Origin of the sequence: Pseudactinotalea sp. Z1739, from assembly GCF_049725055.1 — a bacterium.
In the GTDB taxonomy this organism is placed as follows: Bacteria; Actinomycetota; Actinomycetes; order Actinomycetales; family Beutenbergiaceae; genus CALKWS01.
Map to the genome: position 1 here is coordinate 111,599 of NZ_JBMPQA010000002.1, position 26,448 is coordinate 138,046.

Sequence of the window (26,448 nt, forward strand, 5' to 3'; positions counted from 1 at the left end):
GGCCCGGGCGCTCGCTCGCTCCCCCGCCTGCCCGCCCGTCATGGGCCCGGCGGGCTGCCGCTACTGCTGCCGGCGCCGGCGCAGCAGATCGCGAAGCCCACGCCGCCCGGGTGTGCCCGCTCCCTGCACGGCCGCCCGCAGCCGGCCCGGGTCGATCTGCCAGTAGTCCACCTGAACCCCGTCGACCAGCACCACCGGCACGAGTTCGCCGTACCGACGCTGCCGTGCATGGTCCTCGTCGACATCCACCTCGACCCAGTCCACGGCCGCCGGCTCACAGACCGAGCGCACCACCCGGCGCGCCTGCTCACACAGGTGGCACTGCTCCCGCACCACGAGTTCGACCCGCACCATCGACTCATCCACGCATTCACGATACCGGCCCGCGCCGGTACCCTTCCGGCCGCCGCGGCACCGGTCCACGCGGCCGGCGCGCACCGGGACCGGCCGCGTTGGCGCGCCCCGCCGCGTCCGGAAATCTCCGCGGCTCCGGGCCGTGAGTGTTCGTGGGAACGCGGCGGGCATGGTTAGGGTGGGCCCGTGACATCCGGGTCCGCAGCGTTCTTCGACGTCGACAACACGATCGTCCGGGGCGCGTCCTCCTACCACCTGGCCAGAGAACTGCATCGCCGGGGCATGTTCCGGCGCCGTGACATCGTCTTCTTCGCCGCGCACGCCTTCTACTACTTCCTGTTCGGGGAGAACAAGAAGCACATCGCCAGGGTCCGGGCCCGCGCGCTGGCCACCATCGAGGGGCACTCGGTGGCCGAGATGCTCGCGGTGGCCGAAGAACTCTACGAACAGGTCCTGACCCACCGCATCTTCCCGGGCGCCCGGGACCTGCTCAACGATCACCTGGCGCAGGGCGACCAGGTCTGGATCGTCACCGCCGCACCCCGAGAGGTGGGCGAACTGGTGGCCAGGCGGCTGAACCTGACCGGGGTGCTGGGAACGGTGGCCGAGGAGCAGGACGGGGTCTACACCGGGCGGCTGGTCGGAGACATGATGCACGGGCAGCACAAGGCCGCCGCAGTACGCGAGATCGCCGAACGGGAGGGGCTGGACCTGGCCGAGTGCGCCGCCTACGGCGACTCCAGCCACGACATCCCGATGCTGCGCACCGTGGGTGAGCCGTGCGCGATCAATCCCGACCCACGGCTGCGCCTGTTCGCCGCCGATATCGGCTGGCCGGTACGGGACTTCCGCCGGCGGCGCCGCAACGTGCGAAGTGGGCTACGCACCGCGGGCCAGGCCGGTGCCGTCTGGGCCGTGGCCACCGGTCTGCGCGCCCTGAGCAGGGCACTGCTGCGCCGGCTCGTGGGCCACCGCCAGGGCTGAGGGACCGCACCGGGGCGGGCCCCCAGTCGGTGGCTACTTCTTGTTGCGGCGCTGGTGGCGCGTCTTGCGGAGCAGTTTGCGGTGCTTCTTCTTCGACATCCGCTTGCGACGCTTCTTGATTACCGAGCCCACGGGACCTCACACAGTTGGAACAGACAGAAACAGGTTCAAAGCGCACCACCCCTGCGTCAGCCGCAGCGGCGGTGGGTACTGCGGAGGTAGTCTACGCGCTCGATCAGCGACCGGACGCCGATGCCGATCCGGGCCAGTCCAGGCCCTCGGACAGCATCTCCTCGACCGCGGCCTGGGGTACCCGGTAGGACTTGCCCACCCGGACCGCCGGCAACTCACCGGAGTGCACCATCCGGTACACGGTCATCCGGGAGACCCGAGCCATGTCGGCGACCTCGGCCACCGTCAGGAACTTTGGTGCCTGGGCATCTGCCATCGGCTGTTCCTTCCGGTTCGGACCCGCCATGGGGTCGGGTATCGAGGCATCCGTCATCGTTGTCGCGGTGCCGGACAGTTCAGCATCCTATGGGAGAACGGCCTGGGAAGGAAGTGGACGGTGTGACGATCGAGATCCCGGTTGCTCTGATCCCGTGCCACCTGCGGCTCGGCCCGGTGTTCACCAGGCGGTCAGCGGGTCCAGCCCCAGTGCCGGGAACGCGCTGCGGCGGGTGGCCATGATGGCCCGGTCCACCGAGTCGGCAGGGTCGTATCCATCCACCCAGGAGCGGATGCCGGTGTCCATGCCCTCACCCATCGTCTCCGGTGCCGGGCCCAGCCCCAGCTCGGCGACCAGGTCCCGCCAGGCCTGCGGCGTGGGTGTATCGGCGCGAATGTCCACCCCGGCTGCCGCAGCCACCAACCGGGCCCACACCCGCGGCACCGTGGCGGCCACGTCGTATCCGCCACCGCCGGTGGCCACCCACCGGTCCTGGGCGTGCTCAGCAGCCACCTGCGCGATCATCTGCGCGGCCGCAACCTGGGCGTCGACCGAGACGTCCATCTGCGTCAGCGGGTCGTGCCGGTGGGCATCGGCCCCGTGCTGACTGACGATCACCTGGGGCCCGAACTCCTTGGCCACGGGTACCAGTACCGCCTCCACGGCCCGCAACCACGGCTTGTCATCGACCCCTGGTGGCAATGCCACGTTCACGGCATGCCCTTGCGCGTTCGGCCCACCGATGTCCTGGGCGAAGCCGGTGCCGGGAAAGATCGTCTCCCCGTTCTGGTGCACCGAGACGGTCACCACGCGCGGTTCATCCCAGAACGCCGCCTCCACCCCGTCGCCGTGATGGGCATCGACGTCGACGTACAGCACCCGCTCGGCGCCATGGTCCAGGAGCCAGCGGATCGCGATCGCCACATCGTTGTAGATGCAGAAGCCTCCGGCCCGTCCGGCCATGGCGTGGTGTAACCCGCCGGCGATGTTCACCGCGTGCGGCACCTGCCCGGTCCACACCGCGCGCGCTGCCGCCACCGAGGCCCCGGCGATCAGGGCCGAGGAATCATGCATCGCCTCGAACAGCGGGTTGTCCATGGTGCCCAGGCCGCGCTGCTCATCCGGTGTTCCCCGCCCGCCCCGGCGCACCGCCTGGATGTACCCGGGCTCGTGCACGGTGCCCAGCATCGCGTCGTCGGCCGCAGTCGCCTCGATCAGGTGCACCTGCGGGCTCTGCAGCAGGCCCAGGTGCTCCAGCAGCGCGAATGCCAGCCGGGTGCGAACCGGCGCCATCGGATGGCCCGGGCCGAAGTTGTAGGTCAGCAGCTCCGGACTCCAGGGCAGTTGCACCCGGGCGGTCATCAGCCCTGCCCCAGTTCCCCGGCCCGCTCCCACGCACGCTGCGCGGCGGCCACCACCGCGGCCCGCACCGCGCGGTCGTCGAGTTCGGCCAGCGCAGCCATGGTGGTGCCACCCGGCGAGGAGACGCGCTCGCGGAGCACCACCGGGTGGTCCGCCGACTCCGCGGCCATCGCACCGGCACCGGCCACCGTGCGCCGGGCCAGTTCCAGCGCCAGGTCCCTGCCGAGCCCGCCCAGCACCGCAGCCTCGGCCAGGGCATCGATCAGGTAGAACACGTAGGCCGGACCGGAGCCGCTGATCGCGGTGACCACATCCTGGTAGTTCTCGGCCACGCTGGTCACGAAGCCGGTGCCGGCCATCAGGTCGCGCACCAGACCAAGGTGCTCCTCGGTGGCGTGCGGGCCCGGGCTGAGCACGCTGACACCCTGCCCGATCAGGGCCGGGGTATTGGGCATCACGCGCACCGTGACGGTGCCCTCGGGAAGGTGTTCGGCCATCCTTGCGGTACTCACTCCGGCGGCGATGCTGACCACCACCGTGCTGTCGGTGAGCACCGGGCCGAGCTCGGCGAGCACGCCGGACACGTCGTGTGGTTTGACGGCCACGATCACGACCTCTGCGCCGGCCCCGGCGGCTCCGACCGTTTCGGCCCACATCACCTTGTGCTCCTGCGCCACCTTCCGGCCGGCCTCGGTTCGCACGTCGTGCACGCGCACCTGGTCGGCCCCGGTGTGCTCGACCACCGAACGCAGCACCGCCTGCCCCATCACCCCGGTGCCGATCAAGGCCACCTTGCAACTCATGGTTCCTCCGTCTTCATGCTGTCCCACCGCCCGGATCGCCGGAGGTGATCAGAAGGGATAGTTGTCGTAGAACTGGGCCAGCCGTCCCGCGTCACCCGTGGCCACGAACACCACCGTGCCGTTCCTCCACACGGCCATTCCCGGCCCCAGCGGTTCCGGCGTGGCGAGCGGTTCGGAGTCGTCCTCGGCCGGCGTGGACGGCTCGGCGGGCTGCTGCTCCCCGGCGAGCACCCCGATCTCGTAGCGGCCCACCGACTCCCCCTGCACCGCCACGTCCCCGCTGCGCCGGCCCTCGCCGTCGGACAGTCCCTCCGGTCCGGAGGCCACGTCCTCAGCGTGGGCGGCGGCCTCATCGGCGCTCTCCCACTGCAGCACGTGCACCTCGATGTCCGAGCCGGGCGCACTGTAGGTGAGGAACCAGCCCTCCAGAGCCTCGTGCTCGGCAAAGGCATCCTGATCGGCCGCCAGTTCGGTGAGGACGTGGTCCAGCACCGTGGTGGGCAACGCCTGCACCAGCTGGCTGTCCTCGCTGACCTCCATCGGGTCCCCGGCCGGGGTCGGCGTCGGCAGGGTGGTGGTGACCGGGTCCGGAACCTCCGGCTCGGCCTGACTCTGGCGCTGGTTCTGGATCAGCAGCACGGTCACGATCGCCGCCACCACGACCAGGGCCACGATCACGACGATCAACAGCACCCGGCCCCGGCCCGGCTTCTGCACCCGGCGGCCGGCCGTGGTGCCGCCAGTCCCCGCTCCGGCGGTGCCGGAGTGCGCAGCCGTCCGGCCGCTGGTCCCGGCACCGGAGTGCGCAGCCTCACCTGCGCCGCCTGCGGGTTCGGGAGAATCAACGTGTCGGCCGGACATGACAGCCAGAGTACGCACCCGCACGGCTCAGGTGCGTCCCAACAGCGCACCCGCGCCGTTGCCGCGCCGCCGCTGCCGGATCCGCGCAGCACCGTCGGGGCATCCTCCCGGGCAGCTACGCTCGGTCGGTGTGACGACGCCGAACTCCCTGACCCTGCCCGCCGACGCCGACGCGCCCTCCTGGTTGCAGGAGCGCGCCACGCACGACCTGGCCCGCGCACGAAGCCTGGTCAATGACCTCAAGGCAGCCGCCGGCCTCGATGCCACCGAGGTGTTGCGCAGGTGGAACGAGATCGAGCGGACCATCTCCAACCTGGCCTCGATCGCCTCGGTGTTCAGTGAGATGCACACCTCCGAGCAGGCCCGCAGCCGAGGGGACGACACCCTGCAGGACGTGGAGCGACTCACCACCGAACTGGAACTGGACACCGACCTGTTCGCCGTCTTCGAGCGACTCGACGCCTGCGGCCTGGACCGGTTGGCTGCGCGGCTGCACGCCAAGGTGCTGCAGGACTTCCGCCGGGCGGGGGTGGACCGGGACGAAGCCACCCGGCAGCGACTGCGGGAGATCTCCGAGCGCCTGGTGGTGATCAGCCAGGACTTCAGCAAGAACATCCGCCAGGACGTGCGCTCCATCCGGCTCAGCCCCGACCGCCTGGCCGGCCTGCCGCAGGACTGGGTCGATGCCCACCCCGCCGGTACGGACGGGCTGGTGCAGGTCACCACCGACTACCCCGACGTCATTCCGTTCGCCACCTTCGCCCACGATGCCGACGCCCGCCGGGAACTGCGGATCGAGTTCCTGAACCGGGGCTGGCCGGCGGGCGATGAACTGCTGCAGGAACTGTTCGCCCTGCGCGCCGAGTACGCCCGCCTGGTGGGTTATGCGAACTGGGCCGACTACGACGCCGAGGTGAAGATGATCGGCGCCGGCACGGCGATCAAAGAGTTCATCGACTCCATCGCGGCTGCGGCCACAGAGTCAGGCGAACGGGACCGAGAAGTGCTCCTGGACCGGCTGCGCCAGGACCGGCCGGGCGCCACCACGATCGATGCGGCTGACCTGACCTACTACACCGAACTGGTCCGCAAGGAACGCTTCGGGGTGGACTCGGGGCAGGTGCGCACGTACTTCGACTTCACGCGCGTACGCCAGGGGCTGCTGGAGGTCACCGGCCGGTTGTTCGGTCTCGTCTACCGGCCGGTGCAGGTGCCGGTCTGGCACGAGGACGTGGCGGTGTACGACGTGTACCTGCGGCAGGACGCTGCGGGCCCCGCCGACGGGAGTCCCGACGACGGCGGCACCGGACTTGCCGACGACGGCGTCTCGGCGGGCGGGCAGCAAGGCCGTCCGGGCGAAGAGACACCCGGGCAGTCGTTGGGCCGGATCTACCTGGACCTGCACCCCCGGGAGGGCAAGTTCAAGCACGCCGCCCAGTTCGACCTCGTGCCGGGCGTGGCCGGGGTGCAGCTGCCCGAGGGGGTGCTCGCCTGCAACTTCTCCCGCGGTTTGATGGAGCACGACGACGTGGTGACCCTCTTCCACGAGTTCGGCCACCTGCTGCACCACGTGCTCGCCGGGCGCGGTGAGTGGGTGCGATTCTCCGGGGTGGCCACCGAGTGGGACTTCGTGGAGGCCCCCAGTCAGATGCTCGAGGAATGGGCCTGGGATGCCGAGGTGCTCGCCACCTTCGCGGTGAACGCCGAGGGTGATCCCATCCCGGCGGACCTGGTGGCCAGGATGCGCCGGGCCGATGACTTCGGCAAGGGCTTCGACGCGCGCACTCAGATGTTCTACGCGGCGATGTCCTACGACTTCCACGTCAATCAGGTGGCGGACCTGACCGCCCGGACCGCGCAGTTGCAGGAGCAGTACTCGTTGTTCCCCTACATCCCCGGGACCCACATGGCCGCGGCGTTCGGGCACCTGGACGGGTACTCCTCCGGTTACTACACCTACATGTGGTCGCTCGTGATCGCCAAGGACCTGTTCTCGGCGTTCGAGCGGGAGGACATGTTCGCCCCTGAGATCGCCCATCGGTACCGGGAGACGGTGCTGGTGCCCGGCGGCAGCAGGGACGCGGCGGATCTGGTGGCCGACTTCCTCGGCCGGCCCTACTCCTTCGACGCCTTCGCCGCCTGGCTGGCGCAGTAGCACCACCGTCGGGCCGCGCTCCTGGGGCCGGGGTCGCGCACCCGGCGATACGCCGGCTGCGCCGACGCCATCGGCGGGCCCACAGGCTCGGCGCGCGAGCCCGGGTGTCGGAGCCGATGGGTAGAGTTCCGGGCATGCCCCCTGCGACAAGATCCGCCTTCCGTTGCAGCGAGTGCGGTTGGACGACCAGCAAGTGGGTCGGGAGATGCGGGGAGTGCCAAGCCTGGGGCACCGTGATCGAGGCCGGGGCCGAACAGGGCGGCCCCCGTACCAAAGCCGCCGCCAGCGTGCGCACCCCAGCGCTGCCGATCGAGCAGGTGGACTCCCAACGTGCCCGGTTCCGCTCCACCGGCGTCAGTGAGTTCGACAGGGTGCTCGGCGGTGGACTGGTTCCCGGAGCGGTGGTGCTGCTGGCCGGGGAGCCCGGTGTGGGCAAGTCCACCCTGGTCCTCGATACCGCCGCCCGAACCGCCCGTGCGGGCGCCACGGTGCTGTACATCACCGGGGAGGAGTCAGCCAGCCAGGTGCGGCTGCGCGCCGAACGCATCGGCGCCCTGGAACCGTCACTGCTGCTGGCCGCCGAGACCGACCTCGGTTCGGTGCTGGCCCACATCGGCAAGACCACCCCCGACCTGGTGATCGTGGACTCGGTCCAGACGATCTCCTCGGCCCAGGTGGAGTCCAGCGCCGGCTCGGTGACCCAGGTTCGCGAGGTGGCCTCCGCCCTGATCGCTGTGGCCAAACGTGCCGCGGTGCCGGTGGTCCTCGTCGGGCACGTGACCAAGGACGGCTCGATCGCCGGACCGCGCGTGCTGGAGCACCTGGTGGACGTGGTCTGCCAGTTCGAGGGAGACAAGCACGCCCAACTGCGGATGGTGCGGGCGCTGAAGAATCGGTACGGGCCCACCGATGAGGTCGGGTGCTTCACCCTGACCGAGTCCGGCATCCACTCCTTGCCCGATCCCAGCGGGTTGTTCCTGTCCGGGGCCCGCCAACCGGTGCCGGGTACGTGCGTGACCGTGACCCTGGACGGGCGGCGCCCGATGCCGATCGAGATCCAGGCCCTGGTCGCCCCCACACCCAACCCGCACGCCCGGCGGACCACCTCCGGCGTGGACTCCTCCCGGCTCGCGATGACCCTGGCGGTGCTGCAGGCACGGTGCGGGCTGGCCACCACCAACACCGATGTGTACGTGTCCACCGTGGGGGGCTCCCGCGCGGTGGAGCCGGCCGCGGACCTGGCCATCGCGCTGGCGGTCTCCAGCGCCGTGCAGGAGATGCCCACCACCGCCGGCATGATCGCGGTGGGCGAGGTGGGCCTGGCCGGTGAACTGCGTGCGGCGACCGGCACCGAGCGGCGCCTGGGCGAGGCGCACCGACTCGGCTTCCACACCGCGATCGTGCCCCGCCCCCGTCCGGGGTCCGAACCGGTGCGAGGGCCGGCCGGGATGCAGGTGTTGCAGGCACCCGACCTCGCCGAGGCGATCGAGCTGGCCCGCCCGCGTCCGCGCCCGGTGCGCTGAACGACCTGTACACGCCCTGAGCACCGGCACCACCGGCGCCATCGCGACCGTGGTCAGCCTCTACACTGTGCAGCACCGCGCCAGCCGCGGTACGGCGGTGCGACAACGTGGCGTCGCCGTCGATATCAGCCGATCTGCGAGAGGTGCTACGTGGCCGGTACGGCACTGCCCGCGCTGATGCGCGAGACCTTGCGCGCGGTCGCCCCGGGCACCGAACTACGGGACGGGTTGGAGCGGGTGCTGCGCGGACGCACCGGAGCCCTGATCGTCTTCGGCTACGACGACGTGGTCGCCGGGATGTGTTCGGGTGGGTTCGAACTCGATGTGCCCTTCTCCTCCACCCGGTTACGCGAACTGGCCAAGATGGACGGCGCGATCGTGGTGGACCAGTACGCCGGACGGATCCTGCGCGCGGCCGTGCAGTTGCTGCCCGACTCCACCATCGAGACCACCGAGTCCGGAACCCGGCACCGCACCGCCGAACGCGCGGCCAAGCAGACCGGGTTCCCGGTGATCTCGGTGTCGCAGTCGATGCACATCGTGGCCGTGTACGTGGGCGATCAACGCTACGTCCTGGAGGACTCCGACGTCATCCTGTCCCGGGCGAACCAGGCCCTGGCCACGCTCGAGCGGTACAAGGCCCGGCTCGATGAGGTCTCCGGGACTCTCTCGGCCCTGGAGATCGAGGACCTGGTCACCGTCCGCGACGTGGCGGCGGTGGTGCAACGGCTGGAGATGGTCCGCCGAATCTCGGCGGAGATCTCCGACTACGTGGTGGAACTCGGCACCAACGGGCGCCTGCTGGCACTGCAGTTCGACGAACTGATCTCCGGCGTGGGTCCGGACCTGGAACTTGTGGTGCGCGATTACCTGGACGACCGCAGCGCCCGCAGTCTCGACGATGTGCTGGATGACCTGACCGACCTGGACTCCACCGAGCTGATCGACCTGGTCCAGATCTCGCGGGTGCTCGGCCTGGGCGGGCGCAAGGGCGAGTCGCTGGATTCGGCGATCGCCCCGCGCGGGCACCGGATGCTGACCCGGGTGCCGCGGCTGCCCCCCTCGGTGATCGAGGCCCTGGTTCGCCACTTCGGATCGCTGCAGCGGATGCTCTCGGCCACGATCGATGACCTCGAGGTGGTCGAAGGTGTGGGGTCACAACGGGCCCGGACCGTTCGTGAGGGATTGTCCCGGCAGGCCGAGTCCTCCCTGCTGGAGCGATTCGTCTGACCGGGCTCACCCGACCCCGGTCATGGAGCCGGCCGGTCAGGTCAGTTCCAGGACCGCCCCGGCCCGCACCGGGCCATCGCTGCCGGCCACCGACACGTTGATCCGGTAGGTGCCGGCCTGTGCCGTTCCGTCGGAGCCGCAGCGCTGCCCGTTCCAGGTCACCGTATGCCCCACGCGGGCATCGATGTCCAACAGCAGGTCCCGGGTGCCCTCACCGCGGGGACACTGGGCGGTGGTCCAAATCTCGTCCTCGCCGGATGTGACGTCGACCTGCATCGCCTGGTGACCCAGGTCCACCAGGCACGGCACCGGACCGGTATTGGCCACCGACACCGAGATCGGTAACGCCTCCCCGGCCGGGTGGCGCGACCCGCCCAGGTCCAGTTCCACCCTGATGGCGTCGCTGCGACACTGCACCGGGTTGGCCAAGGCGTCCTCGTCCGGCTCTTCGGTGCCGCTGCCTGCGGGATCAGGCCCGCTACCGGCTTCGGTGTCGTCGCTTTCGTCATCGGCACCACCGGTGTCACCGTCGCCGGTGTCACCGGCTTCGTCCTCGCGCCCGCCCGTGCCGTCATCGGTCACCGGCTGCTCCTGAGCGGCTTCGCTCCGGCCGTCCATGAAGGATGCCCACGCCTCGCGCCCCACCGTGAACCACACCACGGTGGCCACGATCAACCCGAGCAGGGCCAGCAACACATAGAACCGCCACCGGTTCGGGTTACGCCGGCGACCGCTCGGCGGATTCGCCCCACGGCGCTGACCGGGACTGCTGCGTGACGACGCCGGACTCCGGCGCTGGCCGGAACCGCTGCGTGACCCGGCCGAAGGACGCCGCGAACCGGAACCGGGGCGCTGACGTTTCGTCGCGCTGCCGGTCCCGGAGGCGGGTCGTGTGCTGCGGGCCATCGGCGATCATGCTAAGCCGGACCGCCCCCACCCGGTCGGAGCCGCAGCGGCGTGGGCTCAGACCAGGATCGCCCAGAGGATGAGCAGCACCACGATCACCACGATCACGCCGACCACCGCGCCGAGGATGCTGCCACCGCGTCGGCGCCCGTACCCGTGCTGATGCCCGTAACCACGGTTGTAGTGCGAACGGCTGTAGGAGCGCCTGCGCCGGGGCGCGGACCGGCCGAAGGACGCACTGCTGGAACTGCGGCCCGCGGCGCTGCGGCCACGCGAACCGGCACCGCCCAAGCCTCCGCCGCTACTCCTGCGGCTGCCGCCGAATGAACCCGATGAACTCGACCGTGACGAGGTGCGCGACCGACCCGAACTGGATGACCTCGACCGGCCTCTGCTGGGGCGGGAGGCCCCCGAACGCGACCTGGTCGATCGGGACCGACTCGACGAGGCCCGCCCGCTGGTACGGCGTCCTCCCATGCTGCGACCTCTGGATCTAGCCATGCGGGCATAGTGGCACACCCCTGGCGATGGGACGATGGGCAGATGGGCCCATCACCGTTGCATCAGGTGCTGCTCGACTGGTTCAGCGAGCACGGCCGCGACCTGCCCTGGCGCGAACCGGACGTCAGCCCGTGGGGCGTGCTGGTCAGCGAGATCATGCTGCAACAGACCCCGGTGGGCCGGGTCCTGCCGCGCTGGGTGGAGTGGATGGACAGCTGGCCCACCCCGGCTGACCTCGCTGCCGCCCCGAGTGCGGCGGTCCTGCGCGCCTGGGACCGATTGGGGTATCCGCGCCGGGCGCTGCGATTGCAGCAGGCGGCCGGGGCCATCGTGGGAGAGCACGACGGCGTGGTCCCCACCTCCGAAGCGGAGCTGCGGTCGTTGCCGGGCGTGGGTGAGTACACCGCGGCGGCCGTGGCAGCCTTCGCCCACCGGCGCCGCGCGGTGGTGCTGGATACGAACGTTCGCAGGGTCCTGGAACGCCTGGTCGGTGCGGGCGCGCTGCCGGCGCCCACCCTCACCAACGCCGAACGCCGGCGTGCGGCCGACCTGCTCCCGGCCGAGGCGGACAGGTCCGCCCGCTGGAATGCCGCATTGATGGAGTTGGGTGCGCTGGTGTGCACCGCCCGGACCCCGCGGTGCGGGGACTGCCCGGTGCGGGACCGATGCGGTTGGTTGGCAGCCGGTCGCCCGCAGGACACCCACGCCCACCGGCGACGCCGGCAGGCATGGGCCGGCACCGACCGCCAGGTGCGGGGTCGGATCATGGCCGCCCTGCGGGCCAGTGAGGGCGCGGTACCGGTCCACCACCTGGTGCCCCTGTGGCCGGAGGCCACCCAGTTCGAGCGCGCCCTGGCCGGGTTGGTCCGGGATGGACTCGCCGAGCAGGGCCCCGGCGGGTACCACCTTCCCGGCGCTTCCGGGCCCGGAGTCAGCCGGCCGATGACCCCGGCCGCTACCGAGCCGCTGGGCGCTCGTGCCCCGGCCATGGTCCCTGACGCCGCCGCGGACCGTGCCTCGGGCAACGGCCGGACCGGATCCGCCGGACCGAACGGCTAGGCTCAGGAGCCGTGAACAGCCAGACACCGGACCCACCCGGACCGGGTGAGGCGATGCCCGCTGACGTAGTCATCGCCCGAGCGGTCAAGGCCCATACCCGGGCCCTGTTGGCGGTGCTGGCGGTTCCGCTGGTACTGGCCGGGCTGGGTGCGGCCGCACTGAGCATGGCCGGCCCGTACGGTCAGGACCCGCCGGCGGTGGCCGGGGTGAGCATGATCGCCCAGGGCCAGGTCCTGGGCGTGATCGCAGGGGTCCTGGTGGGCAGAGGGCTGTTCGCCCTGCTGTCCGGTGCTGGCACTCCCGGAAGTTCGGACTCGCGGCGAGCAGCGGGTTCGGGCCAACCTGTCAAGGTGCTCACCCGCACCATCCAGAACCTGGCCACGATGATCAAGGTGATCGGTGCCGCGGCGGTGCTGGGCGTCGTGGTGTGGGCCTTCGTCGACGTCTCCGCCCTGGCCGGGGCGATCGTGGGCGCGATCCTGGTGGCCCAGGTGGGGGTGGTGGTGGCACTGGTGCGCGTGGGTATCCTGCACCGGGCACTCAGCACGTTGCCCCAGCACCGCAGCACCTGAGGCACCGGCCGCTACGGGTGCAGCGTCGTCGTCGGACCTCGCTCCGTCGTCGGGCCCCGCTGGCGCGGTCTCGCTGAGCGTCGGCGTCCGGCTCCACGATATCGCCGGCGGCACGCTCCGGCGGCAGCCGCACGCTTCGGTCACCGACCGATCCGGGGTCACAGGTTGCGCAACATCCTGGTGTTGCCCAGGGTGTTCGGTTTCACCCGGGCCAGGTCCAGGAACTCGGCGACGCCGTCATCGCGAGAGCGCAGGATCTCGGTGAACACCTCCGGCTCCACCACCGCCCCGGCCACCGGCTCGAACCCGTGCTCGCGGAAGAAATCCACCTCGAAGGTCAGGCAGAAGACCCGCGTCAGGCCCAGTTCGCGGGCCCGCTCCAACAACCGCTCCAGCAGGGTGTGCCCGACGCCGGTCTTGAGCACTCGCTCATCCACGGCCAGAGTGCGCACCTCCCCCAGGTCCTCCCACATCACGTGCAGCGCTCCGCAGCCCACCAGCGCACCATCGGTTTCCGCGACGAAGAACTCCTGCACCGACTCGTAATAGTCCACCAGGTCCTTACCCAACAGGATGCGTCGCTGGGCGTAGGGCTCCACGAGTCGCTTGATGGCCCGGACATCGGCCGGTAGCGCGGGACGGATCTGGATCATGGAGTCGCTCACGCCCCTACTCTGCCCGTTCCGCAGCCTCCGGCGCGACCGGTGGTGCTGTCGGCGGCGGTCCGGGCCTCGGTACTGTGGGCTTCTTGAGCGAAAGGTAGGTTCATGGCGGAGCACGTCCTCGCGATCGATCAGGGCACCACCAGCACCCGTGCGATCATCTTCGACCACGGCGGTCAGATCGTGGCCGGTGGCCAACTCGAACACAACCAGATCCTGCCCCGCGCCGGCTGGGTGGAGCACGACCCGGGCGAGATCCTGCACAACACCGGCGAGGTCATCGCCCAGGCACTGGCCAAGGCTGACCTGCGCGCCGGGGACCTCGCCGCGGTGGGCATCACCAACCAGCGCGAGACCGTGGTGGTCTGGGACAAGCACACCGGCGAACCCGTGCACAACGCCATCGTCTGGCAGGACACCCGCACCCAGCGGATCGTGGACGAACTCGGTGGGCGCCAGGGGCCGGGCCGGTACCGGGAGACCACCGGGCTGCCGTTGGCGACTTACTTCTCCGGGCCGAAGGTGAAGTGGATCCTGGACAACGTCGACGGCGTCCGCGCCCGGGCGGAGGCCGGTGATCTGCTCTTCGGCAACACCGACGCCTGGCTGCTCTGGAACATGACCGGTGGCGCCTCCGGTGGGCTGCACATCACCGACGTCACCAACGCCTCCCGCACGCTCCTGATGGACCTGCACACACTGGAGTGGGACGACGACATTGCCGCGGACATGGGCATCCCGACCTCGATGCTGCCCCAGATCCGTTCCAGCGCCGAGGTCTACGGCACCGGCCACGACGACTCCTGGGTGCCGGGGGTCCCGATCGCCGGGATCCTCGGTGACCAGCACGCGGCCACCTTCGGGCAGGCGTGCTTCGAAATCGGCGACGCCAAGAACACCTACGGCACCGGTAACTTCATGCTGCTGAACACCGGGGAAGAGGCCATCAGTTCCGAGAACGGCCTGCTCACCACAGTGGCCTACCGCATCGGGGACAACGCCCCGGTATACGCCCTGGAGGGTTCCATCGCGGTGACCGGGTCCCTGGTGCAGTGGCTGCGCGACAACCTGGGGTTGATCGAGACCGCCGCAGAGGTGGAGGAGTTGGCCGCTACCGTTCCCGACAACGGCGGGGCCTACTTCGTTCCGGCCTTCTCCGGGCTGTTCGCTCCGTACTGGCGCCCCGATGCCCGTGGTGCCCTGGTGGGCCTGACGAGGTACGTGGGCAAGGGGCACCTGGCCCGGGCCACGCTGGAGTCCACCGCTTACCAGACCCGCGAGGTGCTGGATGCGATGAACGCCGACTCCGGGGTGGAGCTGACCGAGTTACGGGTGGACGGAGGCATGGTCGGCAACGACATGCTGATGCAGTTCCAGGCCGACATCCTGGGTGTGGACGTGGTGCGGCCCCAGGTTTCGGAGACCACCGCACTGGGCGCGGCCTACGCCGCCGGGATCGCGGTGGGCTTCTGGTCCGGTGAGCAGGACGTGATCGACAACTGGGCCGAGGGCCGGCGCTGGAGCCCCACCCTGGACGCCGATGAGCGCGAGCGCCTGTACCGGAACTGGAAGAAGGCGGTCACCCGCACCTTCGACTGGGTGGATGAGGACACCGAGGATGACTGAGCAGCGGCAGGAGGGGCGGTGGCTGGACACCTCCGGCGCACACGTTCGCGTGCTGCCGCCGGCACTGTTCGGGGTGCCGCTGGCTCTGGCCGCGCGGATGCACCGGCGTCGACCGCTGCCGGTCCGGTGCGGGCGCGCGGGTTCGCCCCGCGCGAGCCGTGGGCGCCGGTTCGCCGGCGCGCTCCTGGCCGCAGCCGGCCTGGGGCTGATGCTCTGGGCGTTCCTGACGATGCGGCGCCATCACACCACCGTGGTGCCCTGGGCGCGGGTGGATGAACTGGTCACCTCCGGCCCCTACGCGCACGTGCGCAACCCGATCTACGCCGCTGACGCCCTCATCTACCTGGGCGCGAGCCTGCGGCTCGGATCGCTGTGGCCGCTGCTCGCACTTCCCGCCGTGCTGGGAGCCCTGCGACGTTGGGTGATCGAGCCGGAGGAGACCTACCTGAGCGAGACGTTCGGGCGACGCTACGCCCGGTACCGCAGCGCGGTGCCGGCTCTGGTGCCGGCGTGGGGGCGTGACGACATCAGGTAGGTCGCACGGCAGGCGCAGTCCGGATCCGTCCGCGCAGGGCAAGTGCTCGCCCGGCCCGGGCTCGCGCCGCTCAGCCCGGCCCGGTCCAGCCCTGCTCGACCGGACTCAGTCACGTCAGCCCGGCTCGACCGGGCTCAGTCACGTCAGCCCGGCTCGACCGGGCTCAGTCACCTCAGACCGGTACCGGTCCGGTGGAGTCGCGGAGCACTGCCGACGAGCCGAGCACCGCGGTCCGGACCGGGGCGCCGGGATCGGCAATCCGATCGAACAGCAGTTCTGCCGCAGTGGTCCCGATCCGGTCCAGGTCCGCGGTGACCGTGGTCAGCGCGGGGCGGGACATCCCCGTCTGCAAGGCGTCGTCGCAGCCGGCCACGCTGAGCCGGTCGGGAACGGCTATCCCGGCGTCCTCCAGGCCGGTGAGCAGGCCCCAGGCGATCAGGTCGTCATAGGCGATCACCGCCGTCACCTGCTGGGCCAGCACGTACTCGGTGGCGGCCCGTCCCGCCGCGAAGTTGGGGGCCATCGGTTCACTCTCGTGCAAGCGCACACCCAGACGCTCGGCCGCCCGTCGCACCGCGGCGACCCGTCGCTCCCCCGCCCAGGATTGACGCGGGCCGTGCAGGTACAGCACGTCCCGGTGCCCCAACTCGGCCAGGTGCGTCAGGATCTGGTCCGTGCCCACCCCGGAGTCCACCGCGATCGCGTCCACGCCCTCCACCACCCGGCCGGCCAGGACCGTGGGCCGGATCTGGACGTACTCCAGGATCTCGGCATCAGGCATCCGGGAGGCCACCAGCACCAGACCGTCCACCAGTTGACTCATCCGTCGCACCAGTTCCCGCTCGGTGTTGGCATCCTCCCGCGAGTCCGCCAGCAGCACGCCGAGGCCGCGCTCCTGGGCGTGGTGTTCGATGCCGGCCAGGATCGGGGTGAAGAAGCCGTTGGTGACATCGGGTAAGACCACACCGATGGTGTCGAGCCGGCCGGTAACCAGACCTCGGGCCGCCTGCGAGGGCCGGTAGTCCAGTTCTGCAGCCGCAGTCAGGACCCGCTCGCGGGTTGCGGCGCTCACCCGGGCCTGGTTGTTCAGCGAGCGCGACACGGTCGCGATGGAGACCCCGGCCCGGCGGGCCACGTCCCGAATCGTGACCACGTCCCCTCCAGTTCTGCGTCCACTCCACAGGCGCTGCCGGTGCCCCCGATGGACACGAGTCCTCGGTGGCCACCACCGAACAGATGGCAGCCGGCCCCGGCCGGCATGTTGGCCTTACGGTAGTGCCCGGATCCGGGACAGGTGTCGGTTTCGGGGAGCCACCCGCGCCGAGGTAAGGGTCACCTGCAACGAGGCAAGGGGGCACGTCTGGCGATGTGTTCCGACCAGCCCGCCCAGCGCGAAATTGGGAACAAGGCTCCCGCCCGGGCGTGCAAGCGCTTACCCTGTGCTCCATGGCCGGTTCCGTAACTCTCGCGGACGTCGCTCGCGCTGCCGACGTCTCCCTCGCCACTGCCTCCAGGGCGATCAATGGCAGCGCGACGCGCACTGTGCGTCCCGAACTGCGCGAGCGGGTGCTGGCCGCGGCCGCGGAACTGAACTATCTGCCCGATGCCAATGCCCAGGCGATGGCCCGGGGCCGCACCACCGCGCTCGGTCTGATCGTGCACGACATCGCCGACCCTTACTTCTCCGCGATCGCCTCCGGTGTCGGCGCCGCGGCCGAGCGGTCGGACCTGATGGTCACGCTCGGCAACACCCAGCACGACCCCGAACGCGAACTCGCCCTGGTCGGGGTACTGCACCGCCAGCGCGCCCGGGCGATCGTGATTGCCGGGGGCCGGCACGATGATGATCTGATGCACGCGCGACTGGGGGCGGCGCTGGCCGCCTACCGGGCCGGCGGGGGCTCGGTGGCGATGGTCAGCCAACCGGTGCTCGAAGCGGACACCGTCGCGATCGACAACGTCAGCGGCGCCGCCGATCTGGCTGCCGCGCTGGTGGCGCGGGGGTACCGCTCCTTCGCGGTGCTGGCCGGCCCGCCCGGACATCTGACCGCCCGGGAACGACTGCGGGGTTTCACCTCCGGCCTGACAGGCGGGGATAACGACGCGACCGAGGCGGAAGCCGGGGCACCCCAGTATGTGGTCGCTTCGGCCTTCACCCGCGACGGTGGGTACGCGGCGATGACCGAACTCATCGAGCGGGTCGACCTGCGTAGCCCCGAGGTGGATGCGGTGTTCGCCGTCAACGACGTGATGGCGGTGGGGGCGATGGCCGCGGCCCGCGATGCCGGCGTGCGAGTAGGCGCCGATGTGGGTGTAGCGGGATTCGACGACATCGCCACGTTGCGCGACGTGACTCCCTCGTTGAGCACCGTGCGAGTGCCGTTGCACCAGGCCGGGGTGCTGGCCACCCAGCTCGCCCTCGGCCTCCCCCTGAGCGATGCCGGGCACCACGCGGACGCCGACCGTGAGGACGATCCCGAGGTGACCACGCACACCGGCGAGGACGGCATCCGCGTGGTGCGCGTGCGCGGCACCGTGGTGCTGCGGGACTCCACCCCGTCGCGCCTGAAGACCTGAGCACCCGCGCAGCCGGATCGGTGCCTTGACGGGGTTGACCCCGCCCGCGTACCCTCTGCGGAAAGCGCATTCCGAACGTGGTACTGCGCACCGATCGGGAGGCATCAATGAGCACCACCACCCTGCGTATCGCCATGAACGGCATCACCGGACGGATGGGATACCGCCAGCACCTACTGCGCTCGATCCTGCCGATCCGGGACGCCGGCGGGGTGGTGCTGGACGATGGCACCAAGGTCCAGGTGGAACCGATCCTGGTGGGCCGGCGCGAGCACGCCCTGGCCGAGATCGCCCGCGAGCACGACGTGCAGCACTACACCACCGACGTCGACGCGGTGATCGCCGACCCCAGCATCGACATCTACTTCGACTCCCAGGTCACCTCCCGTCGCTACGCCGCGCTGACCGCGGCGATGAAGACCGGCAAGCACATCTTCACCGAGAAGCCCACCGCCGAGACCCTCGAAGAGGCGATCGAACTCGCCCGGGTGCGCAATGCCACCGGGGTGACCGCCGGCGTCGTCCATGACAAGTTGTACCTGCCCGGCCTGGTGAAACTGCGCCGACTGGTGGAGGAGGGGTTTTTCGGCCGGATCCTGTCGATGCGCGGTGAGTTCGGGTACTGGGTCTTCGAGGGTGACCACCAGGCCGCCCAGCGACCCTCCTGGAACTACCGCACCGAGGACGGCGGCGGCATCACCACCGACATGTTCTGCCACTGGAACTACGTGCTCGAGGGCATCCTGGGCACCGTTGACGCCGTCACCGCCAAGACCGTCACGCACATCCCCACCCGCTGGGACGAGCAGGGGCAGGCCTACGACGCCACCGCCGACGACGCCGCCTACGGGTTCTTCGAGGTCACCTCCCCCGCCGGCGACCCGATCCTGGCCCAGATCAACTCCTCCTGGGCGGTGCGGGTCTACCGGGACGAGTTGGTCGAGTTCCAGGTGGACGGCACCCACGGCTCGGCCGTGGCGGGACTGCGCAAGTGCGTGGCCCAGCAGCGCGCCCACACCCCCAAGCCCGTGTGGAACCCGGATCTGCCGGTCACCGAGTCCTTCCGGGACCAGTGGCTGGAGGTGCCCGACAACGCCGACCTCGACAACGGCTTCAAGGTGCAGTGGGAGGAGTTCCTGCGCGACGTGCTTGCCGGCCGTGAGCACCGCTACGACCTGCTCTCGGCCGCCCGCGGCGTCCAACTCGCCGAGGCCGGCCTGGCCTCCAGCGCACAGGGCAAGCGAGTGGAACTCTCCCCGATCGAACTCTGATCACCCCGCCGGCGGGCGGACCCCGCCGGCACCGCACCACGCACGAGCCGAGCCCGCAGCGAGCGTGGCGATGGAGGAACACATGGCTGATCTGTCCCGGTTGTCCCTGAACACCGCCACCACCAAGGCGCTGACGTTGCCGGAGGCCGCGCAGGTGGCCACCGAGGCCGGCCTGGGCGCGGTTGGGCTGTGGCGGGACCGGGTCGCCGAGACCGGGCTTGACGAGTCGGCCCGGATCGTGAAGGAGGCCGGCCTCCGAGTGTCATCACTGTGCCGAGGCGGGTTCCTCAGCACCTCCGATCCCGAGGGGATCGCCGCGGCACTGGAGGACAACCGCGCCGCGATCGTGGAGGCCGCCACCCTGGGCACCCGGGAGTTGGTCATGGTGGTCGGCGGCCTGGACGCCGCGACCGAACCCGGCGGGCCGGCGCTCCCGGACGGGGACAAGGACATCGTCGCCGCCCGCACGCGGGTGGCGGAGCGGATCGCCGAACTGACGCCCTTCGCCGCCGAGCATGACGTGCGCCTGGTGCTGGAACCCCTGCACCCGATCTTCGCCGCGGACCGGGCGGTGCTGTCCACCCTGAAGCAGTGCCTGGACATAGCCGAGCCGTTCCCGGCCGAGACCGTCGGGGTGGTGGTGGACACCTACCACGTGTGGTGGGACCCGGACCTGCGCGAGCAGATCAACCGCGCCGGCGCCGCCGGCAGGATCGCCTCCTACCAGGTGTGCGACTGGATCCTGCCGCTGGCCGCGGACGCGCTGCTGTCCCGCGGCTTCATGGGCGATGGGTACATCGACTTCCCCACCATCACCTCATGGGTGTCCGAGGCCGGCTACACCGGGGATGTCGAAGTGGAGATCTTCAACGCCGACATCTGGGCCGCTCCGGGCGCGCAGACCGTGGCCACCATGGCCCGGCGCTACACCCAACTGGTGGCACCCCACCTGTAAGGGCCGACAACGGCGCAGCCCGGGCTCCGTAGGCGACCGGCCGGTGCCACCACCCCCGATACGGCGCGGGCCCCATGGGCGGCCAGGCATGCGCCGTCGGACGATTTGACACAATCGCCCCATGACCCGCCCGGATGAGGAATTCGATGTCGAAGCTCCTCCTCCGGCCGCCACGTCACCGCCGCAGCCTGCCCGCCCGGCCCGTTCCGCCGTCGGCTTCTTCCTGCTCGGGCTCGTGCTCGTCGCCATCGGCGTCGTGCTCGCCCCCACCCCCGAACCGGGTGAGCGCGGCCTCGTCGCCTCTCTCGAATCCGAGCCGCAACTGCAGTGGCACCTGCCGATCCAGGCCGGAGGGTCCTCGGACGGGCACGTCTGGCTCGGTGAGAACCGGGTGGTCGCGGCCAGTCCCACCCTCGTCCGGGGTGTGGACCTGGACGCCGGCGACGTCGTCTGGGAGGTACGGGCCCCACAGATGCAGTGCGGACGGGAGGAGGCCGACATCGCGTGCGTGAGCCGACAGGGGGCCCGATCGGAACTGATCGAGATGACGATGGCCTCCGGCGAGACCGGCCGCACCGTGCAACCCGGGCTCGAGGCCGCACTCCCCCACGACGGCGGACACATCACCGTGTACTCCGATGCCGAGGCGATCAGCGTGATGCGCTCGGGCGATTCCGGGGAACATCGTTGGACCCACCGTGTACCCGGCGCACCCGAAGCCGACCTCGGTGCGGTCTCCATGGCTGTGCTCGATGATCTGGTGCTGATCCAGGCCCCGCGCCTGGCCGATGGCGCCGGACTCGACCTGGCGCTGGATCTCGCGGACGGGACCCCGCACGAGGAGACTGAGGCCGTGCGTGTGAATCACGACGGCGAATGGTTGGTGCGCCGGGACAACGAGGTCACGCTCTACGACCGGTCCGGCCGCCCCACCACGGTCAGTGAGGAGTCGGGGTTGCTCCGTGTGGATGACGACCCCGGTTCGGACCTGGTCTTCTCCGACAGCACCGGCGACCTACGGGCGCTGACGGCCGCCACCGGCGAGCAGGCCTGGTCCTTCAGCACCGAACAGTCCGGGGCGATCGCCCACGCCCGCCTGGCCGGGACGATGGTGGGCTGGTCCGGCGGCTCCTGGTACGGCCTGGACGCCGAGGAGGGCACTCTGCGGTGGACCCGCCCCGGGGAGATGCCCCGGTGCCCGTGCCTGGGTGCCGACAGCACGTTGGCCCACGTGACCGGCGAGGACGTCTCGGTCCTGACCGGGTTCGACACGCGCACCGGTGAGGTCACCTGGGAGATACCGCTCGCCGAATCCCGTCATTTCAGTTACGACGTCGAGGAGACGCACCTGGCGGTCTTCACCGCCTTCGACCTGTCGGTGTGGTCCCTGGGGAGTGCCTGATGCGCGCCCGAGCGGAGGAGTTCGACCTCGAGGTCGCCGCCTCGGCGCCGCTCGATCCGCGAGCGTCGGGGCTCGGCACCCCGGACGCTTCGAGAACCCTCCCCGGCCTCTCCGGCCCCCTGCCATGGGTGGCGGTCGCCGTCGTCCTGGTGCTGGCCGGTGTCGCGCTCGCCGAACGTCCGCCTCCAGACTGGCGGACCGGGATCATCGAGCACATCGCCACCCCGACGGAGCAGTGGTACACCCCGCTGCAGGTCGATATGAGCGACCCGCACGATGTGTGGCTGGGCCCGGAGACGGCGATTCTGGCCAATCGCTCCCGCGTGCACGGCTTCGCCGTGGCCGATGGGGCCGAGCTCTGGCAGGCCGAGGGCCGGCACCTGCGCTGCCACCAGGGCGAACCCGACGGCGACGTGTTGTGCGTCAGCGGTGAGGCCGCGCAGGCCGAGTTGATCCGGATCGATGCCCTGGCCGGGGAGATCATGCGCCAGGACCGGCCGGGCATTCTCGCCGCGCTGGACGTCGATGGCGACGTGCTCAGCCTGCGTCAGGAGGGTGAGCGCACGTTCCTGGAGCGGGAGGATTCCAGTGCTACCCGGCGTTGGTCGGTTGACCTCGGCTTCGTCGGTGCCTGGTACGTTCCCGCGCTGCTGACCCTGCTGGGCACCACCGGGGGCTACGTCATGGTCGGGATGGGGCTAGGGGGGCCCTCGGTTCCCTCGTTCGCCGTTCGCAACGCGGCCGACGGGCGGGTGGCCGAGGAGATCGGTGACCTCTGGGTCGGCCGCCCGCCCGCCGACGTCGCGAACCCGTGGTTGCTGGTGGCCGAGGATGGGAGCGAGTTCCGCTACCTCAATGCCGAGGGAGCACTCAGCGAGGCACGCAGCCAGTGGAGTCACTACCTGGTCGTGGACGAGGACCTGATGTCCGATGTCTCCCTGCACCTGGCGCACGGGGAACTACAGGCCCTCTCCCACCGCCGCCCCGACCACATCTACTGGAGCCGATCCACCTCCGGGATGACGGCGGTCCTGGCACGGGTGGGCGGCCTGGTCCTGGTGCAGGAGGGCACCACGACCGCCGCGCTCGATGAGCGCACCGGCGCACAGGTATGGCGCGAACAGGTGCCGCTGGTGGCGTGGCGATCGCTCAGCGACGGTCGCACGCTGCTCTCCCTCGACTCCGCCGCCGGGCGGCAGGTCCTGAGCGGAGTTGATGTGCGAACCGGGGAGTTGCTCTTCGAGGTCACCGGCGTTGAGGGCCCGGACGCACTGGTGCGTACCGAGCGGACCTACGAGGGCCGTCTCCTGGTGGTGACCACCGCCGGGCTGTCCATGTGGTCCCTGGCCTGACCTCGCCCCCGGGCCAGCGCCCCCGCCAGTTCCCCGCCAGCGCCCCGGGGCGTCGCCCGGCTGTGCGCCGGGACGTTGCCCGGCGCTGAGACCGCAGCCTGCAGGCGGGTGGGGTGAGACCGGTCGGGTGCGGTGAGACCGGACCCCGCAACGCTCCGGTCTCACGGACGATCGGCCGGTCTCACCAACACGGCCGCCGGCTGGTCAGTAGATGTTGCCGTGCTCGCGGAAGTCGCGCCAGACGTTCTCGAAGAAGTCGTCGTCAGCCGGGATCGGCCGCACCGGGCGCCAACGGAACAACGGCCGTCCGGCGGGGTCGGTCTCCTCGCGCTGGACGATCTGCGCCCAGTCTCCCCCGCCGTCGTCCTCGGGCCGGTCCAGGCCGTTGTGGCCCACGGGCGCCGGTGCGCCATCGGGGGCGAGCCAGGCGACCTCCTGGACCTGATCGGCCAGCGCACCCTCGTCCAGACTGAAGCGGAAGAGCTCGGGCAGGTCCAGTTCCGCGTCGGCGTTCGTGCCGTAGCCGACCTTGGGCAGGTGGCCGCCCGGGTCGGTGTACAGGACCGAGCCGCGTGAGCGCCCACCCTTGCCCACGTAGTCGGCCATCGCCGACAGGTACACATAGGCGGTGGTGAGGATGTCGCGGACCAGGAAGGTGCGGTTCACGGACCGGCGTGAGGTGGAATCGGCACTGATCGTCTCGCCGTACTCAGTCAGCCACTGGTGCACCTGCTGCAGTGCCTCGTCGATCGACTCGGCCGAGCGTACCGGCCCGGCCTTGGCGCTCATCAACTCCTGCACCGCGGTGAGCATCGTGCCGGTGTTGTCCGTCAGACCCGAGCGGGCGCGCTCGGCGGCAGCGGCGACGAGATCCATGGCGTCGGTCAGGACAGCCTCGGCGGCAGCGGAAAAGGTCGGCTCGGCCACCGGGTCCTGGGTACGCCGGGCGGCGATGAACTGGGCCGCCCGGGTGGCCCCGACCTGCCCGGAGTTCAGTGCGGAACCACCGGGACGGTACACCCCGTGGGCACCGCCGGCCTCCCCCACCGGGAAGAAGCCGGACACGTTGGACTGCCACCATCGGTCCACGCTGAGCCCGCCGTTGTTGTGCTGGGCGCACACGTCCACCTCGAGCATCTCCTTCTCGAGGTCCACGTACGGGTTCTTGTCCAGGTAGAACTGGTAGGCCGGCTCGTTCATCTTGCGCAGCCGCTCGATCGGCGTGCCGAACAGCACCCCGGCCTTCTCCAGGTACTCGAACGGCTCGGGGTCCAGCTCGCTGTAGTCGAACGTCTCGCGCACCGGGTTGGAGCGGAAGTCCAGGAACACCCGGCGCCCGCGCAGCACGGTCTCGCGGTAGACCAGCAGGTCGATCAGGGAGGAACCCTCGGTGGCCTTACGCACGTCGAAGGGCCACTGGTAGCCCTTGAGGAACACCAGCGAGATCAGCCGGCCGTAGTCGGGGATGGTCTCGGTGAGGAACTCGCGCTCGTCGTTGCCCTCGGCATCGGTGGAGACGAACCGGGGCACCACCTGCATGTAGGTTCCCGAGACGTTCCAGCGCGGCTTGATCGAGGCCAGGCCGAACTGCCACTCGGTCACACCCTTGCCGCGCACCCCACCGCGGTAGGCGGCACCGGAGGCGCCCCACTGGCCGTTGGGGAAGACCCTCGTTGCGTAGATCCCGGCTGGGCCGCCGGTGGCGTAGACGATGTTGGTGCACCGGATCAGCAGGTAGGGGCTGCGCTCGCCGTCGTGCGGAACGTCGGTGCGCAGCAACAACAGGCCGGCGATCCGGGGGCCCTTGTCCGTGGTGTCATCGACGATCAGGTCGACCACACGGCAGTTGTCGTAGATGTCGGTGCCGTTGCGGGCGACCTTCTTCTCGAGTTGCTCCACCATGGACCGGGAGGTGTAGGGCCCCACCGACGTTCCTCGGCGGCGCGGGTCGTGGTCGGTCTTGTAGCCCACGAACTCCCCGGACCGGGACTGTGGGAACGGCACACCCAGATCGCACAGGCGCAGGAACGCCCGGGCGGACAGGGCGGCCTCGGCCAGGGCGTTGTCGCCGTCCATCGCCCCGCCGGCGAACAGCGTCCTGGCCATCTCGTGCACCGAGTCGGCCTCTTCTCCGGAGAGGGAGAGTTTGTAGTAGGTCTGCTTGTCCGAGCCCGCGTTGCGACTGGCCCCGGCGCCGACCTTGTCGGTCACCATGATGACGTCGTCCTGGCCGAACTCCCAGAGCCGGTCGGCGGCAGCGAAACCGGCCGAGCCGGTGCCCACCACCACCGTGTTGGTGCTGACCACCGGAACCTGCTGGCCGGCGATGGTCTGGGTGGGCGCGGAGTCGGCATCGGCGATGGGCATGGTGGTCCTTGTCGGGGTCGGCGCCGAGGTCGCGGTGGCGTATCGGCGCGGGCTTGTGGGGTGGGTGCGGGCTTTGGCCGGGCGGTGCCGCTACCGGTTCAGAGCCGGGGGATGTGCATGCCACCGTCGACGTTGATGATGTCGCCGGTGGAGTAGGGCATGCGGGCGGCGGCGAGTTGGACCACGGCGCCGGCTACGTCGGCGGGGGTGCCCCACCTGGGGATGGGGGCCAGCCCGCCGGCGAACTGTGCGTCGTACTTCTCCTTCACACCGGCGGTCATGTCGGTGGCGATCACGCCGGGACGCACCTCGTAGACCATGATCCCCTCCGGAGCCAGGCGGGCGGCCCAGAGCTGGGTGGCCATCGCCATGCCCGCCTTGGAGATGCAGTATTCGCCGCGGTTGGTCGAGACCGTCACCGCAGAGGTGGAGGAGACGTTGATGATGGTGCCGTGCACCTGGTCGCCCGGGTCGCCCTCGCGGCGAGCGATCATCTCGGCCGCGACCATCTGGGTCAGGAAGTAGGGACCGCGCAGGTTGATGTCCATCACTCGGTCGTAACTCTCCTGCGTGGCCACCACGATGTCGTCGCGCACCTGGGGAGCCACTCCGGCGTTGTTGACCAGCAAGTCGATGCGGCCCCAGCGCTCCAGTGCGTCATCGACGTAGCAGCGGTGGTCCTCCAGGTCCGCTACCGAGCCACGGGTGTAAGACACCTCCCCCAACTCGCGCAGTTCGGCCATCAGTTCCGACGGCTCCTCGCGGGTGGCCAGAATCGCCACGGCGTAACCCTCGGCCAGCAGTGCCCGGGTGATCCCCTGCCCGATGCCCCGGTTGCCACCGGTGACCAGTGCCACTTTATTCACGCGTTACTCCTTGGGGTTGGGGCTGGGGCCCGGAGGCCGGATCAGGGCGGCACAGGATCACCCTGGTGGATCTGCGC

The 26,448-nt window shown here is 70.5% G+C and carries 25 protein-coding genes; 13 read left to right on the forward strand and 12 right to left on the reverse strand.

Annotated features, from left to right (window positions below; genetic code table 11):
* Positions 1 to 60: 60 nt before the first annotated feature.
* On the reverse strand, positions 61 to 366 hold the full coding sequence (locus tag ACO0LV_RS02980; RefSeq protein WP_424786381.1) for a glutaredoxin family protein: 306 nt from the start codon (positions 364 to 366) through the stop codon (positions 61 to 63).
* A gap of 174 nt (positions 367 to 540) precedes the next feature.
* Here ACO0LV_RS02980 and ACO0LV_RS02985 point away from each other — a divergent pair, with 174 nt between their 5' ends.
* Entirely contained in the window at positions 541 to 1,338 is a 798-nt protein-coding gene (locus ACO0LV_RS02985; RefSeq protein WP_424786382.1) for an HAD family hydrolase, read from the forward strand.
* 33 nt (positions 1,339 to 1,371) lie between these two features.
* On the opposite strand, the gene ACO0LV_RS02990 is transcribed toward ACO0LV_RS02985, so the two are convergent.
* The 5 genes from ACO0LV_RS02990 to ACO0LV_RS03010 all read right to left on the reverse strand — a co-directional run bounded on the left by ACO0LV_RS02990 (position 1,372) and on the right by ACO0LV_RS03010 (position 4,812).
* Positions 1,372 to 1,470 (reverse strand): 30S ribosomal protein bS22, encoded by a 99-nt coding sequence (locus ACO0LV_RS02990; RefSeq protein ID WP_005504750.1) that lies wholly within the window; start codon positions 1,468 to 1,470, stop codon positions 1,372 to 1,374.
* Positions 1,471 to 1,573: 103 nt separating this feature from the next.
* Positions 1,574 to 1,786 (reverse strand): helix-turn-helix domain-containing protein, encoded by a 213-nt coding sequence (locus ACO0LV_RS02995; RefSeq protein ID WP_424786383.1) that lies wholly within the window; start codon positions 1,784 to 1,786, stop codon positions 1,574 to 1,576.
* A 180-nt stretch (positions 1,787 to 1,966) separates the two neighbouring features.
* The gene (locus ACO0LV_RS03000; RefSeq protein ID WP_424786384.1) at positions 1,967 to 3,148 is read right to left on the reverse strand and encodes an acetoin utilization protein AcuC; all 1,182 of its coding nucleotides are present in this window, start codon (positions 3,146 to 3,148) and stop codon (positions 1,967 to 1,969) included.
* Positions 3,148 to 3,951: a pyrroline-5-carboxylate reductase gene (gene proC / locus ACO0LV_RS03005; RefSeq protein ID WP_424786385.1), complete on the reverse strand. Its 804-nt coding sequence runs from the start codon at positions 3,949 to 3,951 to the stop codon at positions 3,148 to 3,150. Before proC ends, ACO0LV_RS03000 begins: the two co-directional genes overlap by 1 nt.
* Before the next feature lie 48 nt (positions 3,952 to 3,999).
* Positions 4,000 to 4,812 (reverse strand): hypothetical protein, encoded by an 813-nt coding sequence (locus ACO0LV_RS03010; RefSeq protein WP_424786386.1) that lies wholly within the window; start codon positions 4,810 to 4,812, stop codon positions 4,000 to 4,002.
* Between the two features lie 130 nt (positions 4,813 to 4,942).
* On the opposite strand from ACO0LV_RS03010, the gene ACO0LV_RS03015 reads away from it, so the two are divergent.
* The 3 genes from ACO0LV_RS03015 (at position 4,943) to disA (ending at position 9,720) form a co-directional block, all read left to right on the forward strand.
* The gene (locus ACO0LV_RS03015; protein ID WP_424786387.1) at positions 4,943 to 6,967 is read left to right on the forward strand and encodes a M3 family metallopeptidase; all 2,025 of its coding nucleotides are present in this window, start codon (positions 4,943 to 4,945) and stop codon (positions 6,965 to 6,967) included.
* A gap of 134 nt (positions 6,968 to 7,101) precedes the next feature.
* Positions 7,102 to 8,490, forward strand: coding sequence for a DNA repair protein RadA (radA, locus tag ACO0LV_RS03020; protein ID WP_424786388.1), 1,389 nt, complete (start codon positions 7,102 to 7,104; stop codon positions 8,488 to 8,490).
* A 177-nt stretch (positions 8,491 to 8,667) separates the two neighbouring features.
* Complete coding sequence (gene disA / locus ACO0LV_RS03025; protein WP_424786653.1) at positions 8,668 to 9,720, forward strand: DNA integrity scanning diadenylate cyclase DisA; 1,053 nt, start codon at positions 8,668 to 8,670, stop codon at positions 9,718 to 9,720.
* 36 nt (positions 9,721 to 9,756) lie between these two features.
* Here disA and ACO0LV_RS03030 read toward each other — a convergent pair whose 3' ends face one another.
* Positions 9,757 to 10,416: a hypothetical protein gene (locus ACO0LV_RS03030; protein WP_424786389.1), complete on the reverse strand. Its 660-nt coding sequence runs from the start codon at positions 10,414 to 10,416 to the stop codon at positions 9,757 to 9,759.
* 267 nt (positions 10,417 to 10,683) lie between these two features.
* On the reverse strand, positions 10,684 to 10,917 hold the full coding sequence (locus tag ACO0LV_RS03035) for a hypothetical protein (RefSeq protein WP_424786390.1): 234 nt from the start codon (positions 10,915 to 10,917) through the stop codon (positions 10,684 to 10,686).
* Between the two features lie 252 nt (positions 10,918 to 11,169).
* Between ACO0LV_RS03035 and ACO0LV_RS03040 the strand changes: the two genes are divergently transcribed.
* The gene (locus ACO0LV_RS03040) at positions 11,170 to 12,186 is read left to right on the forward strand and encodes an A/G-specific adenine glycosylase (protein WP_424786391.1); all 1,017 of its coding nucleotides are present in this window, start codon (positions 11,170 to 11,172) and stop codon (positions 12,184 to 12,186) included.
* An 11-nt stretch (positions 12,187 to 12,197) separates the two neighbouring features.
* Positions 12,198 to 12,758 (forward strand): hypothetical protein, encoded by a 561-nt coding sequence (locus tag ACO0LV_RS03045; protein WP_424786392.1) that lies wholly within the window; start codon positions 12,198 to 12,200, stop codon positions 12,756 to 12,758.
* A gap of 158 nt (positions 12,759 to 12,916) precedes the next feature.
* Here ACO0LV_RS03045 and ACO0LV_RS03050 read toward each other — a convergent pair whose 3' ends face one another.
* The gene (locus ACO0LV_RS03050) at positions 12,917 to 13,411 is read right to left on the reverse strand and encodes an amino-acid N-acetyltransferase (protein ID WP_424786654.1); all 495 of its coding nucleotides are present in this window, start codon (positions 13,409 to 13,411) and stop codon (positions 12,917 to 12,919) included.
* A gap of 114 nt (positions 13,412 to 13,525) precedes the next feature.
* Between ACO0LV_RS03050 and glpK the strand changes: the two genes are divergently transcribed.
* Together glpK and ACO0LV_RS03060 are read left to right on the forward strand one after the other, a co-directional pair.
* Positions 13,526 to 15,046, forward strand: coding sequence for a glycerol kinase GlpK (gene glpK, locus ACO0LV_RS03055; RefSeq protein ID WP_424786393.1), 1,521 nt, complete (start codon positions 13,526 to 13,528; stop codon positions 15,044 to 15,046).
* Positions 15,039 to 15,581: a methyltransferase family protein gene (locus ACO0LV_RS03060; protein WP_424786394.1), complete on the forward strand. Its 543-nt coding sequence runs from the start codon at positions 15,039 to 15,041 to the stop codon at positions 15,579 to 15,581. The genes glpK and ACO0LV_RS03060 overlap by 8 nt, the downstream gene beginning before the upstream one ends.
* A 172-nt stretch (positions 15,582 to 15,753) precedes the next feature.
* On the opposite strand, the gene ACO0LV_RS03065 is transcribed toward ACO0LV_RS03060, so the two are convergent.
* A complete protein-coding gene (locus ACO0LV_RS03065) occupies positions 15,754 to 16,734 on the reverse strand; it encodes a LacI family DNA-binding transcriptional regulator (protein ID WP_424786395.1) in 981 nt (326 codons plus the stop codon).
* Between the two features lie 293 nt (positions 16,735 to 17,027).
* Between ACO0LV_RS03065 and ACO0LV_RS03070 the strand changes: the two genes are divergently transcribed.
* The 5 genes from ACO0LV_RS03070 to ACO0LV_RS03090 all read left to right on the forward strand — a co-directional run bounded on the left by ACO0LV_RS03070 (position 17,028) and on the right by ACO0LV_RS03090 (position 23,138).
* Positions 17,028 to 18,158 carry a LacI family DNA-binding transcriptional regulator gene (locus ACO0LV_RS03070; protein ID WP_424786396.1) on the forward strand — a complete coding sequence of 377 codons (1,131 nt, stop codon included), beginning with the start codon at positions 17,028 to 17,030 and terminating at the stop codon, positions 18,156 to 18,158.
* Positions 18,159 to 18,265: 107 nt separating this feature from the next.
* Positions 18,266 to 19,429 carry a Gfo/Idh/MocA family protein gene (locus tag ACO0LV_RS03075; RefSeq protein ID WP_424786397.1) on the forward strand — a complete coding sequence of 388 codons (1,164 nt, stop codon included), beginning with the start codon at positions 18,266 to 18,268 and terminating at the stop codon, positions 19,427 to 19,429.
* An 82-nt stretch (positions 19,430 to 19,511) separates the two neighbouring features.
* Entirely contained in the window at positions 19,512 to 20,384 is an 873-nt protein-coding gene (locus ACO0LV_RS03080; RefSeq protein WP_424786398.1) for a sugar phosphate isomerase/epimerase family protein, read from the forward strand.
* A gap of 121 nt (positions 20,385 to 20,505) precedes the next feature.
* The gene (locus tag ACO0LV_RS03085; protein ID WP_424786399.1) at positions 20,506 to 21,786 is read left to right on the forward strand and encodes a PQQ-binding-like beta-propeller repeat protein; all 1,281 of its coding nucleotides are present in this window, start codon (positions 20,506 to 20,508) and stop codon (positions 21,784 to 21,786) included.
* On the forward strand, positions 21,786 to 23,138 hold the full coding sequence (locus ACO0LV_RS03090; RefSeq protein WP_424786400.1) for a hypothetical protein: 1,353 nt from the start codon (positions 21,786 to 21,788) through the stop codon (positions 23,136 to 23,138). The genes ACO0LV_RS03085 and ACO0LV_RS03090 overlap by 1 nt, the downstream gene beginning before the upstream one ends.
* Positions 23,139 to 23,342: 204 nt before the next feature.
* Here ACO0LV_RS03090 and ACO0LV_RS03095 read toward each other — a convergent pair whose 3' ends face one another.
* Entirely contained in the window at positions 23,343 to 25,505 is a 2,163-nt protein-coding gene (locus ACO0LV_RS03095; protein WP_424786401.1) for an FAD-binding protein, read from the reverse strand.
* Positions 25,506 to 25,603: 98 nt separating this feature from the next.
* A complete protein-coding gene (locus ACO0LV_RS03100) occupies positions 25,604 to 26,371 on the reverse strand; it encodes a 3-ketoacyl-ACP reductase (RefSeq protein ID WP_424786402.1) in 768 nt (255 codons plus the stop codon).
* Positions 26,372 to 26,448: the final 77 nt, after the last annotated feature.

Coding starts and splice junctions, on each gene's coding strand:
- ACO0LV_RS03010 (WP_424786386.1), bottom strand. CDS start 4,812: ATGTCCGGCCGACACGTTGATTCTCCCGAACCCGCAGGCGGCGCAGGT.
- radA (WP_424786388.1), top strand. CDS start 7,102: ATGCCCCCTGCGACAAGATCCGCCTTCCGTTGCAGCGAGTGCGGTTGG.
- ACO0LV_RS03070 (WP_424786396.1), top strand. CDS start 17,028: ATGGCCGGTTCCGTAACTCTCGCGGACGTCGCTCGCGCTGCCGACGTC.
- disA (WP_424786653.1), top strand. CDS start 8,668: ATGCGCGAGACCTTGCGCGCGGTCGCCCCGGGCACCGAACTACGGGAC.
- ACO0LV_RS03080 (WP_424786398.1), top strand. CDS start 19,512: ATGGCTGATCTGTCCCGGTTGTCCCTGAACACCGCCACCACCAAGGCG.
- glpK (WP_424786393.1), top strand. CDS start 13,526: ATGGCGGAGCACGTCCTCGCGATCGATCAGGGCACCACCAGCACCCGT.
- proC (WP_424786385.1), bottom strand. CDS start 3,951: ATGAGTTGCAAGGTGGCCTTGATCGGCACCGGGGTGATGGGGCAGGCG.
- ACO0LV_RS03060 (WP_424786394.1), top strand. CDS start 15,039: ATGACTGAGCAGCGGCAGGAGGGGCGGTGGCTGGACACCTCCGGCGCA.
- ACO0LV_RS03095 (WP_424786401.1), bottom strand. CDS start 25,505: ATGCCCATCGCCGATGCCGACTCCGCGCCCACCCAGACCATCGCCGGC.
- ACO0LV_RS02995 (WP_424786383.1), bottom strand. CDS start 1,786: ATGGCAGATGCCCAGGCACCAAAGTTCCTGACGGTGGCCGAGGTCGCC.
- ACO0LV_RS03090 (WP_424786400.1), top strand. CDS start 21,786: ATGCGCGCCCGAGCGGAGGAGTTCGACCTCGAGGTCGCCGCCTCGGCG.
- ACO0LV_RS03050 (WP_424786654.1), bottom strand. CDS start 13,411: ATGATCCAGATCCGTCCCGCGCTACCGGCCGATGTCCGGGCCATCAAG.
- ACO0LV_RS03040 (WP_424786391.1), top strand. CDS start 11,170: ATGGGCCCATCACCGTTGCATCAGGTGCTGCTCGACTGGTTCAGCGAG.
- ACO0LV_RS03075 (WP_424786397.1), top strand. CDS start 18,266: ATGAGCACCACCACCCTGCGTATCGCCATGAACGGCATCACCGGACGG.
- ACO0LV_RS03000 (WP_424786384.1), bottom strand. CDS start 3,148: ATGACCGCCCGGGTGCAACTGCCCTGGAGTCCGGAGCTGCTGACCTAC.
- ACO0LV_RS03085 (WP_424786399.1), top strand. CDS start 20,506: ATGACCCGCCCGGATGAGGAATTCGATGTCGAAGCTCCTCCTCCGGCC.